Genomic DNA, 12,015 nt, shown 5'->3' with positions numbered 1-12,015 from the left:
AAAACTACACGCCGCCGGAACAACCTGTCGGCAATCCAAGAATTTTAAATCGTCTGCCCACAAGGCCAGTCGCAAACTCAGGCAACCGATTCTGGAAGCCTTTCCGCCCTGGAGCAAGCCATGCAAGACCTCGATCCCGTCGAAACCCAGGAATGGCTGGACGCCCTGGAATCGGTTCTCGACAAAGAAGGCGAAGACCGTGCTCACTATCTGATGACCCGTATGGGTGAACTGGCGACCCGCAGCGGTTCGCAGCTCCCTTACGCCATCACCACGCCTTACCGCAACACGATCCCCGTTACCCACGAAGCACGCATGCCTGGCGACCTGTTCATGGAACGCCGCATTCGCTCGCTGGTACGCTGGAACGCGATGGCCATGGTAATGCGTACGAACCTGAAAGATTCTGACCTGGGTGGTCACATCTCCAGCTTCGCTTCCAGTGCGACCCTGTACGACATCGGCTTCAACTACTTCTTCCAGGCCCCGACCGACGAACACGGCGGCGACCTGATCTACTTCCAGGGCCACACCTCGCCAGGCGTCTACGCCCGCGCATTCATGGAAGGCCGCATTACCGAAGACCAGATGAACAACTTCCGCCAGGAAGTCGACGGTCAGGGCCTGTCGTCCTACCCGCACCCTTGGCTGATGCCTGACTTCTGGCAGTTCCCGACCGTATCCATGGGTCTGGGCCCGATCCAGGCGATCTACCAGGCACGCTTCATGAAGTACCTGGAACACCGAGGTTTCATCCAGCCGGGCAAACAGAAAGTCTGGTGCTTCCTGGGCGACGGCGAGTGCGACGAGCCGGAATCCCTGGGCGCGATCTCCCTGGCCGGCCGCGAGAAGCTGGACAACCTGATCTTCGTCATCAACTGCAACCTGCAGCGCCTCGACGGCCCAGTTCGCGGCAACGGCAAGATCATCCAGGAACTCGAAGGCGTGTTCCGCGGTGCTCAGTGGAACGTGACCAAAGTCATCTGGGGCCGTTTCTGGGACCCGCTGCTGGCCAAGGACGTCGACGGCATCCTGCAACGTCGCATGGACGAAGTCATCGACGGCGAGTACCAGAACTACAAAGCCAAAGACGGCGCGTTCGTTCGCGAACACTTCTTCAACACGCCTGAACTCAAGGCGATGGTTGCAGACCTGTCCGACGACGAGATCTGGAAACTCAACCGTGGCGGCCACGACCCGTACAAGGTCTACGCGGCGTACCACGAAGCGGTCAACCACAAAGAACAACCGACCGTCATCCTGGCCAAGACCATCAAGGGTTACGGCACCGGTGCGGGCGAAGCGAAGAACACCGCGCACAACACCAAGAAAGTCGACGTCGACAGCCTGAAGCTGTTCCGCGACCGCTTCGACATCCCGGTGAAAGACGAAGAGCTGGAAAACCTGCCGTTCTTCAAGCCGGAGCCAAACAGCGCCGAAGCCCGTTACCTGGCCGAGCGTCGCGCCGCACTGGGCGGTTTCGTGCCTCAGCGTCGCGCCCAGAGCTTCAGCGTGCCGACTCCGGATCTGGACACCCTCAAGGCGATCCTCGACGGTTCCGGCGACCGTGAAATTTCCACCACCATGGCGTTCGTGCGGATCCTCGCGCAACTGGTCAAGGACAAGGAAATCGGCCCGCGCATCGTTCCGATCATCCCGGACGAAGCCCGTACCTTCGGTATGGAAGGCATGTTCCGTCAGTTGGGCATCTACTCGTCCGTCGGCCAGCTCTACGAGCCAGTCGATAAAGACCAGGTGATGTTCTACAAGGAAGACCAGAAAGGTCAGATCCTTGAAGAAGGCATCAACGAAGCAGGCGCCATGAGCTCCTTCATCGCCGCCGGTACTTCGTACTCCAGCCACAACCAGCCAATGCTGCCGTTCTACATCTTCTACTCGATGTTCGGCTTCCAGCGTATCGGCGATCTGGCATGGGCCGCTGGCGACAGCCGTACCCGTGGCTTCCTGATCGGCGGCACCGCCGGCCGTACCACCCTGAACGGTGAAGGCCTGCAGCACGAAGACGGTCACAGCCACCTGCTGGCCGCCACCATCCCGAACTGCCGCACCTACGATCCGACCTACGGCTACGAGCTGGCGGTGATCATTCAGGACGGCATGAAGAAGATGACCGAAGAGCAACAGGACATCTTCTATTACATCACCGTGATGAACGAGTCCTACCAGCAGCCAGCCATGCCGGCCGGTGCCGAAGAAGGCATCAAGAAAGGCATGTACCTGCTCGAAGAAGACACCCGCGATGCGGCGCACCACGTACAGCTGATGGGCTCCGGCACCATCCTGCGTGAAGTCCGTGAAGCGGCGAAGATCCTGCGTGAAGAGTTCAACATCGGCGCCGATGTGTGGAGCGTCACCAGCTTCAACGAACTGCGTCGCGACGGCCTGGCCGTAGAGCGCAGCAACCGTCTGAAACCTGGCCAGAAGCCTAAACAGAGCTACGTCGAAGAATGCCTGAGCGGCCGTAAGGGTCCGGTCATCGCATCGACCGACTACATGAAGCTGTTCGCCGAGCAGATCCGTCAGTGGGTACCGTCCAAGGAATTCAAAGTCCTGGGCACCGACGGTTTCGGCCGCAGCGACAGCCGCAAGAAACTGCGTCATTTCTTCGAAGTCGACCGTCATTTCGTGGTGTTGGCAGCCCTGGAAGCACTGGCTGACCGTGGTGATATCGAACCTAAAGTCGTGGCCGAGGCCATTACCAAGTTCGGCATCGACCCGGAAAAACGCAACCCACTGGACTGCTGAGGAGAAACTCTGTGAGCGAACTCATTCGCGTACCTGACATCGGCAGCGGTGAAGGTGAAGTAATCGAACTGTTTGTGAAGGTCGGCGACCGTATCGAAGCCGACCAGAGCATCCTGACCCTGGAATCGGACAAGGCCAGCATGGAAGTGCCGGCCCCGAAAGCCGGCGTCATCAAGAGCCTGAAAGTGAAGCTGGGCGATCGCCTGAAAGAAGGCGACGAACTGCTGGAGCTGGAAGTCGAGGGCGCCGCGCAAGCGGCCCCTGCTGCGGCTGCTGCGCCTGCCGCCAAGGCCGAAGCTGCACCGGCTGCCGCTCCTGCACCGGCTGCACCAGCCGCTGCGCCTTCTGCCGCTTCGGTTCAGCAAGTGCACGTGCCGGACATCGGTTCGTCGGGCAAGGCCCAGATCATCGAGATCCAGGTCAAGGTCGGCGACACCGTCGAGGCTGATCAGTCGCTGATCACCCTGGAATCCGACAAGGCGAGCATGGAAATCCCGTCGCCTGCCGCTGGCGTGGTCAAGGCCATCAGCGTCAAGTTGAACGACGAAGTCGGCACCGGCGACCTGATCCTGGATCTGGAAGTGGCGGGTGCTGCAGCCCCTGCTGCGGCCGCTCCGGCCCAGGCTGCTGCTCCAGCCGCTGCCGCTGCGCCGGCTCCGGCCGCCGCGCCAGCCGCACCGGTTGCCGACAGCGTTCAGGACATCCACGTTCCGGACATCGGCTCGGCCGGCAAGGCCAAGATCATCGAAGTGCTGGTCAAGGCTGGCGACAGCGTTGAAGCCGATCAGTCGCTGATCACTCTGGAATCCGACAAGGCGAGCATGGAAATCCCGTCGCCTGCCGCTGGCGTGGTGGAAAGCGTTTCCATCAAGCTGGACGACGAAGTCGGCACCGGCGACCTGATCCTCAAGCTGAAAGTCAAAGGCGCCGCCCCGGCTGCTGCCCCGGCTCCAGCTGCCGCCGCTGCTCCGAGCGCTCCGGCACCAGCCGCTGCTGCTCCGGCTGCCGCTGCTCCTGCTGCTGCCGCTCCGGCCGCTGCTCCAGCCAAGCCTGGTGCGAAAGTTCACGCCGGCCCTGCCGTGCGCCAACTGGCTCGCGAGTTCGGCGTCGAGCTGAGCGCTGTCGGCGCCAGCGGTCCGCACGGTCGCATCCTGAAAGAAGACGTGCAGGTTTACGTCAAAGCCATGATGCAGAAGGCCAAGGAAGCACCGGCCTCTGCTGCTGGCGCAACCGGTGGCGCGGGCATCCCGCCGATTCCGGTCGTCGACTTCAGCCGTTTCGGCGAAATCGAAGAAGTGCCGATGACCCGCCTGATGCAGGTAGGTGCTGCCAACCTGCACCGCAGCTGGCTGAACGTGCCGCACGTAACGCAATTCGACTCGGCGGATATCACCGAGCTGGAAGCGTTCCGCACCGCACAGAAAGCTGTCGCAGAGAAGGCCGGCGTCAAGCTGACCATCCTGCCGCTGCTGCTCAAGTCCTGCGCACACCTGCTCAAGGAACTGCCGGACTTCAACAGCTCGCTGGCACCAAGCGGCAAGGCGATCATCCGCAAGAAATACGTGAACATCGGCTTCGCCGTCGACACCCCGGATGGCCTGCTGGTACCGGTCATCAAGAACGTCGACCAGAAGAGCCTGCTGCAACTGGCCGCCGAGGCCGCTTCCCTGGCTGAAAAAGCCCGGACCAAGAAGCTTTCGTCGGACGAGATGCAAGGCGCCTGCTTCACCATTTCCAGCCTCGGCCACATTGGCGGCACCGGCTTCACGCCGATCGTCAACGCGCCGGAAGTGGCGATCCTCGGTGTTTCCAAGGCAACCATCCAGCCAGTCTGGGACGGCAAAGCCTTCCAGCCGAAACTGATGCTGCCACTGTCGCTGTCCTACGATCACCGTGTGATCAACGGCGCCGCTGCTGCACGCTTCACCAAGCGCCTGAGCGACCTGCTGGCGGACATCCGCACCATCCTGCTGTAAAGCGCTCGGCCCTCCGGCGACGGAGGGCCGACCGTGTTCCACGTTTTCGAGCGCCACACGCTCGTACCTCAACCCCGTCACTTTGGCGGGGCTTTTTTTTGCCTGAAATAACGGCCGCCCGAACTTTTCCCACAACTTGCGCTGATATAGGCCACGACTCAAGTCCACTTCCTATCGATATTTTTCAGCACCAGGCAACTAACCTTGGCGCACTGAAGTTACACCACTAAACCGGGAAACTTCATTAATCACCAACACTTATTCGAATGGATTCGAACATGCTTAAACCTACTGTCGGCCCGATCATTGGCCACACCACAACTAACCAGGCGCGAATTTTCATTCGTGGCGGACTGCAACATAATGCGTCCGTATTTGCCGGCATTCGTTACCGGCTACTGGATTCGAAACAATGGCAACCCGCCCAGTTTGTCAAACTTGATTCAACCCGCGACATGACGGAAGTATTCGTAATCGATCATCTGAAGGCAGACACCGAATACGAATACCAGACCGGCTGGTTCAGCCCGATGAGTCCCGTCCACACCATCCACAGCGTGGCGGAGTTGCCGCTGCAATGGCCACGGGAGATTTACCGCCTGCGCACCCGCAGCAGCCAGCCTTTACAGCCGCGCGCTTACATCCTCGGCTCCTGCCGTTACCTGCGCATGACCGCCGGCGTCCCGGTGCTCCCGCATCTGGGCGACCGGATCTTCGCGTCCATCAGCCAGTTGATCGAGGGTGCACAACCGGCAATCAGCGCAATCATGATGTGTGGCGATCAGATCTACGCCGACGACTTGAACCTGTTCGCCCCGGATCGCGACTATGACGAGTTCATTGCAAAGTATCGCGCGGCGTTTTCCCTGCCTAATATTCGACGATTGATGTCCGGCACTTCGACCTACATGATCCTGGACGATCACGAAATAGAAGATAACTGGCCAATGAACGCCCATGAGTCCGATAAAACGCTCTATCGCAACGCAATGGCGACTTACGATATTTATCAAGCGAGTCATAGCCCGATCTGTTCAACAACAACTAGCGGAACAATTGATCGCACGACACTGAAGCACTATTGGTATCAATTCAGCGATGGCGATATCGAATGGTTTGTGACGGACAGTCGAACTTGCCGCAACTTGTCGAATGACAACCGGCGCATCCTCGATGAAGAACAGGAACAGGCGCTGTGCAAGTGGTTGATCAATAGCCCGGCGCGGGTCAAGTTTGTAGTCACCAGCGTCATGTTCTATCCCGACCGCAAAATGAACGGCGATGATGCCTGGATGGGCTTCCCCGAACAGCGTCTGCGCCTGCTGGAAATCATCCGCCAGCATCGGATCAGGAACGTCGTGTTCATTTCCGGTGATGTGCATGGCTCGCTGACCAGTCGCCTGACCCACAGCGAAGACCCGGACTTTGAAGTGCACACGGTCGTTTCCTCACCGCTGAGCAACAGCAAACTGCTGCCCTACGCCACCGCCGCGACCTTCACGCTCGACCAGCCGCTGGCGCAGACCGAGGCAGGCGAATACCGGCACGAACTGACCAGCGAGGTCGTCAGCCAGGACAACTTTGCGCACATGGTGGTTGAAGCCGGGCGAATCCAGGTCAACTATCACGATCGGGATGGCAGGCACCTGCAATCCATCGATATTCCGTTGCGATGAATCCAGCGGTACGACCGTTCCGGATGCCGGAGGGCTCTGGAACGGCCATTTCCACGCTTGCTAGCATTAGTTTCCGGCGGGTGCTGGAGAAATGTTCACTGCAGCCGACATATTCTTATAGCACTTGGCCTTCATGTCTCTTGTCAGTCAGTGCCGCAATGATGCAACCTTGCCGCAGGCAACAGTAAAGAGGGCGCGAGCCCGGCGCGTTCAGCAAATTTCCAAGCGAGTTCCCTTCATGAAGAGCCAACCCGATGCCGCCAGCCGTATGGTGGCCGAGGTAGTGACGCAGTTGCCTGTGCCCTCGCGGCTCGGCATGCTGCGTTTCGAGCGCTTGAATGAAGCCAGTTGGGCCATGTTGTTTCTAGATCCCAACTGTGAACGCCAGTTCGGCCAGCCCGCCGTCGAACTCTGCGCTCTGGTCGGCTCGCCCTATGCCAGCCTGATGGAGCCCGAAGCGCGTTATCAGCTGCACGACGCGATCCAGCAACAACTCGGTCACAGCCCGCATTATCTGGTGCGCTACACCCTGCACACCGCCGCCGGTGCGCTGAGCATTCTCGAACTCGGTGAAGCCTACAGACAGCACAACCGCCACTTGCTGCGCGGTTACCTGCTGGCGGTCGACAACGTGTTTGACGAGGCACCTTCGCTGCCGTCCGTCGACCTTGAAACCCAGAATTCACGCCTGCAAATCGCCCTTGAGCTCAACCAGCGTGCCCAGCAGGAACAACTGCAGCATCTGGAGCGGGTGCGCGCCCAGCAGGACCTGATCCTGCTGCTGGCCCGCCAGCGCTACAGCAGCCAGAACTCCCTCCAGGAAGCTGCCGAGCTGATCACCCGCTGCGCCTGCGATATCTACGAAATCGACTGTGCCAGCCTGTGGAACCTCGAAGGTCAGAAGCTGGTGCCGATTTCGGCGTACCACCGCGCCACCCAGGAATACATCCTGCCGGAGGTGATCGACGTCAGCGGCTTCCCCGATTACATGGAAGCCCTGCACGGCAGCCGCGCCATCGACGCGCACAACGCGATGCGCGACCCGCGTACCCGGGAAATGGCCGAAGCCCTGCGCCCGCGCGACGTCAACGCCATGCTCGACGCCAGCATCCGCGTCGACGGCCAGGTGGTCGGCGTGTTGTGCCTGGAGCAGACCGGCGTTACCCGCGCCTGGCAGTCCGACGAAATCGCCTTTGCCGGTGAACTCGCCGACCAGTTCGCCCAGGTCATCAACAATCACAACCGCCGCACTGCCACCAGCGCGCTGCACCTGTTCCAGCGCGCGGTCGAGCAGAGTGCCAACGCCTTCTTGCTGGTCAACTGCGACGGCGTGGTCGAGTACGTCAACCCGAGCTTCACCGCGATCACCCAGTACACCACCGAGGAAGTCCACGGCCAGCGCCTGTCGGAGTTGCCAGCCCTGGAAAACTTAAGCGAGCTGCTGTTCGACGCGCCCTCGGCGCTGGCCAAGAGCAACAGCTGGCAGGGCGAATTCAAAAGCCGCCGCAAGAACCTCGAACCCTACTGGGGCCAACTGTCGATCTCCAAGGTCTACGGCGACAACCGTGAGCTGACGCATTACATCGGCATCTACGAAGACATCACCCAGACCAAGCTGGCGCAGCAGCGCATCGAGCGCCTGGCGTACACCGACAACCTGACCAACCTCGGCAACCGGCCTGCATTTATCCGCAATCTGGATGAACGCTTCGCCCGGGATAGCGATACCCCGATCAGCCTGCTGCTGGTGGACATCGACAACTTCAAGCGGATCAACGACAGCCTCGGCCACCAGACCGGCGACAAGCTGTTGATCAGCCTGGCCCGGCGCCTGCGTAACAGCCTGAGCCCGAGCGGCAGTCTGGCGCGGTTCGCCAGTAACGAATTCGCGGTGTTGCTCGACGACACTGACCTTGCCACCGGGCAGCAGATCGCCAACCAATTGCTGGCGACGCTGGATAAACCGATGTTCGTCGACAACCAGCTCATCAGCGTCACCGGCTCCGTGGGCCTGGCCTGCGCGCCGCTGCACGGCCGCGACCCGCAGACCCTGATGCGCAACGCCGGCCTCGCTCTGCACAAGGCCAAGGCCAACGGCAAACATCAGGTGCAGGTGTTCACCGAAGCGCTGAACGCCGAGGCCAGTTACAAACTGTTCGTTGAGAACAACCTGCGCCGCGCTCTGACCCAGAATGAATTGGACGTGTTCTACCAGCCCAAGCTGTGCCTGCGCAGCGGTCGTCTGCTGGGCATGGAAGCGCTGCTGCGCTGGAATCACCCGGAGCGCGGCATGATCCGCCCGGACCAGTTCATCAGCGTCGCCGAAGAAACCGGTCTGATCATTCCGATCGGCAAGTGGATCGCCCGCCAGGCCTGCCGCATGAGCAAAGCGCTGACCGCTGCGGGCATGGGCAATCTGCAGGTGGCGATCAACCTGTCGCCCAAGCAGTTCTCCGACCCGGATCTGGTGGCCTCCATCGCCAACATCCTCAAGGAAGAAGCGCTGCCGGCCAATCTCCTGGAGCTGGAACTGACCGAAGGCCTGCTGCTGGAAGCCACTGAAGATACCCACTTGCAGCTCGACCAGCTCAAGCGTCTGGGCCTGACCCTGGCCATGGACGACTTCGGCACCGGTTACTCGTCGCTCAGCTACCTGAAGAAATTCCCGATCGACATCATCAAGATCGATCGCAGCTTCATCCATGAAATCCCGGACAATCAGGACGACATGGAGATCACCTCCGCCGTGATCGCCATGGCCCACAACCTGAAACTCAAGGTCGTGGCCGAAGGCATCGAGACCGCCGAGCAGCTGGCGTTTCTGCGTCGGCACCGCTGCGACGTCGGCCAGGGCTACCTGTTCGACCGGCCGATTCCGGGCGGCGAGCTGATCCAGGCGCTCAAGCGCTACCCGCGCGGCCCGCTCTCTCTGTAACCCACAGGACACTATCCGCACATTTTGCCTGGTGATTAACCGGGCATCATTGGGCACACTGTGGGTCAGCTTATAGACATCCCATCCTGACTGAGAGGAACGATCATGGTTCTGCGCTCGGAAATTCTGGTGAACAAGAACGTGCTACCGACTAAAGAACAAGCTCTGCCTGGCCGCGAAACCCCGATGGCCCTGCCTGAAAAACACTTTGTTTTCACCGAGACGCCGTTGCTGGGCCCGTTCTTTCAGGACGTCGACTTCGCAATCTTCGGGCTGGGCTGCTTCTGGGGTGCCGAGCGCCGCTTCTGGCAGCGCGAAGGCGTGGTCAGCACCGTGGTCGGTTACGCCGGCGGTTACACGCCGAACCCGACCTACGAAGAAGTCTGCTCGGGCCTGACCGGCCACGCTGAAGTGGTGCTGGTGGTGTTCGACAAGGCCAAGGTCAGCTACGAAGAGCTGCTGGCGATGTTCTGGGAATTGCACAACCCGACGCAGGGCATGCGCCAGGGCAATGACATCGGCACCCAGTACCGTTCGGTGATCTACGCGACCCATCCGGAGCAACTGGAGGCGGCGCTGAAGAGCAAGGCCGTTTATCAAGCTGAGCTGTCGAAGGCGGGTCTGGGTGAAATCAGCACCGAGATTGAACAGGCGCCGACCGTTTACTTCGCCGAGGCCTATCACCAGCAGTATCTGGCGAAAAATCCGGAAGGCTACTGCGGGATTGGCGGTACGGGTGTTTGCATGCCACCGAGTCTGGCGGGGAACTAAGCCCGCCCTGATCGCTCCCGCGCTATGTGCGGGAGCGATTGACGGTTGATCAGCTCTCGGCGATCAACCAATCCATCTGCCATCCGCCCTGGGTCTGCCCAAGTTTCTTGGACAGCCACGGCAGCAGCTCACGCAATTCTTCCTCCAGCCCCCACGGCGGATTGGCAATCGCCAGGCCGGAGCCGTTCAGGCTGTTCGGCGTATCCAGTGGATGCACCAGCAGCTCGACCCGCAGCAACTTCGGCGCACCGGTGCCGGCCAGATCCTGATAGAAACGACGCAGCGCACGCTGATCCTTCACCGGATACCAGATCGCCGCCACGGTCTGGCGCATCCGCGAGATCGCCTCTTTCAGCGACGCCGCACAACGCTGCATCTCGTCGAGCTTCTCGAACGGCGGATCGATCAGCATCACCGCACGCTTCTCGGTCACCGGCAGCAGCGCCCGCGCCACGTGCCAGCCCTCGCCCAGATGCACGGCCACACGGCGGTCGCCCTTCATGTTGTCCTTGAGCAGCACGCCGTCTTCCGGGTGTTTCTCGTTGAGCAACACACGATCCTGGGAACGAGTCAGACGCCGCGCCAGCTCCGGCGAGCCCGGGTAATAACGCAACTGGCCGTCCGGGTTCATCTCGTGCAGCACCTTCATGTAGTCGGCGGTCAGCGCCGGCAGATCCGGCTGATCCCACAAGCGCGCGATGCCTTCCAGGTACTCGCCGGTACGGTTGGCCTGATCGCCCTGCAGGTCATACAGACCGATGCCGGCGTGGCTGTCGAGATAGGCAAACGGCTGCTCCTTGCGCGACATCAGGGCGATGAGGCGGGTCAAGGTCAGGTGTTTGAACACATCGGCGTGATTGCCGGCATGGAAGGCGTGACGATAATTCATGGCTGCTCCTGCGAGGGCCGTGAAGTTTACCTTTTACCGGGCGGCAAGTCAGGGGTTGGGGGCTGAGTGGCTGACAACCCTTCAAAAGCCCCCTGATAAAACGGAATTGCAATGAGTGGAGTCGCCCAACCAATTCAGTGCGACATTAGCCTGATTACGACGAACGGTCTCTTTTTAAATGGAATTACAGCCTCTACCTGTCAACTTTGACAGTATCCATCTCGCCGAAAACAACACTTAATCAGGTGACAGGACCAGCGTTCGTTAACGCTTGTAATGTTTCAATCCATTGCAAAGAGGATCGTCATCAATGGCACAACCTATTACTACCACATCAGCTACTGGCACTGTTGTGTCAGTCGAAGACATCACAATCCCGCACCCGAAATATGCGAGGTTTGGTCAGACATTCAGCATCAGCGTAACCGTTGATAACGGAGGTGGAACATTGGAGGAAACAACGCAAACAAAGCCGTCCGTAATCGTTGGAGACAGAGTCAGGGTTACGATCACCGATGGCCCAAAGGGAAAACTCATGAGTGAAGTTATAAAAATCTGAAAAAACAAATGGAGAGAGCTTGTTTGGCGCGCTCATGCGGTACGGTGCGGTGAGCCGACAAGCTCCCTCGTCTCAGGCTATGCCTCGCCTACTAAAGCTACGAGCGTAAGCGCTTGCCAATCACATCCAGCACATCACAGCCGTCACGCAGTGGAATCACGCAGAGCTGGGCGAAGTCGCTGAGGATGACCGAGTCGCACTCGACCGAGCCGCGCATGCACATGTTTTCCAGGACCTGGATCACCGCGCGGATGCGGTAGTTGGCGGCGTCCATCAGGATATCGAGCGGGGCGTGGGTGTCGATGAACAGGGTGGGCATGTCGTTGCAGTTGCTGGTCAGCGCCATGAGACGGTTGTTCGGGTGGGGGATGAAGGGTTCGTAGGGTGGATCGGGATGAAGCTTGCTCATTTTTTAACCTCTGGTAGTGAAGTGAACGTCCACC

Annotated in this window: 7 protein-coding genes; 5 read left to right on the top strand and 2 right to left on the bottom strand. The window is 60.1% G+C overall.

Annotated elements, in window-relative coordinates; all coding sequences use genetic code 11:
• The first annotated feature begins 120 nt into the window (after window positions 1-120).
• From aceE to msrA, 5 genes are all read left to right on the top strand, one after another.
• Entirely contained in the window at window positions 121-2,766 is a 2,646-nt protein-coding gene (gene aceE / locus ACTJK9_RS09675) for a pyruvate dehydrogenase (acetyl-transferring), homodimeric type (protein WP_064592997.1), read from the top strand.
• Between the two features lie 11 nt (window positions 2,767-2,777).
• Window positions 2,778-4,742 carry a dihydrolipoyllysine-residue acetyltransferase gene (aceF, locus tag ACTJK9_RS09670; protein ID WP_440813554.1) on the top strand — a complete coding sequence of 655 codons (1,965 nt, stop codon included), beginning with the start codon at window positions 2,778-2,780 and terminating at the stop codon, window positions 4,740-4,742.
• 278 nt (window positions 4,743-5,020) lie between these two features.
• A complete protein-coding gene (locus ACTJK9_RS09665) occupies window positions 5,021-6,418 on the top strand; it encodes an alkaline phosphatase D family protein (RefSeq protein ID WP_440813551.1) in 1,398 nt (465 codons plus the stop codon).
• Window positions 6,419-6,656: 238 nt separating this feature from the next.
• A complete protein-coding gene (locus tag ACTJK9_RS09660; RefSeq protein WP_039766525.1) occupies window positions 6,657-9,353 on the top strand; it encodes a putative bifunctional diguanylate cyclase/phosphodiesterase in 2,697 nt (898 codons plus the stop codon).
• Between the two features lie 105 nt (window positions 9,354-9,458).
• Window positions 9,459-10,124: a peptide-methionine (S)-S-oxide reductase MsrA gene (gene msrA, locus ACTJK9_RS09655; RefSeq protein WP_074689601.1), complete on the top strand. Its 666-nt coding sequence runs from the start codon at window positions 9,459-9,461 to the stop codon at window positions 10,122-10,124.
• Between the two features lie 49 nt (window positions 10,125-10,173).
• Here msrA and ACTJK9_RS09650 read toward each other — a convergent pair whose 3' ends face one another.
• Both ACTJK9_RS09650 and ACTJK9_RS09645 read right to left on the bottom strand, forming a co-directional pair.
• Window positions 10,174-11,013, bottom strand: a complete 840-nt coding sequence (locus ACTJK9_RS09650) for a 23S rRNA (adenine(2030)-N(6))-methyltransferase RlmJ (protein WP_064592982.1) — start codon at window positions 11,011-11,013, stop codon at window positions 10,174-10,176.
• 656 nt (window positions 11,014-11,669) lie between these two features.
• Window positions 11,670-11,981: a hypothetical protein gene (locus tag ACTJK9_RS09645; RefSeq protein ID WP_440813546.1), complete on the bottom strand. Its 312-nt coding sequence runs from the start codon at window positions 11,979-11,981 to the stop codon at window positions 11,670-11,672.
• Window positions 11,982-12,015: the final 34 nt, after the last annotated feature.

Source organism: Pseudomonas sp. 22082, assembly GCF_052046055.1.
Classification (GTDB): domain Bacteria; phylum Pseudomonadota; class Gammaproteobacteria; order Pseudomonadales; family Pseudomonadaceae; genus Aquipseudomonas; species Aquipseudomonas pharyngis.
This window is presented reverse-complemented; position numbering and strand designations above follow the sequence as displayed.

Excerpts from the sequence above, each read along its gene's own strand:
- aceE (WP_064592997.1), top strand. The coding sequence starts at position 121 with ATGCAAGACCTCGATCCCGTCGAAACCCAGGAATGGCTGGACGCCCTG.
- ACTJK9_RS09665 (WP_440813551.1), top strand. The coding sequence starts at position 5,021 with ATGCTTAAACCTACTGTCGGCCCGATCATTGGCCACACCACAACTAAC.
- ACTJK9_RS09660 (WP_039766525.1), top strand. The coding sequence starts at position 6,657 with ATGAAGAGCCAACCCGATGCCGCCAGCCGTATGGTGGCCGAGGTAGTG.
- msrA (WP_074689601.1), top strand. The coding sequence starts at position 9,459 with ATGGTTCTGCGCTCGGAAATTCTGGTGAACAAGAACGTGCTACCGACT.
- ACTJK9_RS09650 (WP_064592982.1), bottom strand. The coding sequence starts at position 11,013 with ATGAATTATCGTCACGCCTTCCATGCCGGCAATCACGCCGATGTGTTC.
- ACTJK9_RS09645 (WP_440813546.1), bottom strand. The coding sequence starts at position 11,981 with ATGAGCAAGCTTCATCCCGATCCACCCTACGAACCCTTCATCCCCCAC.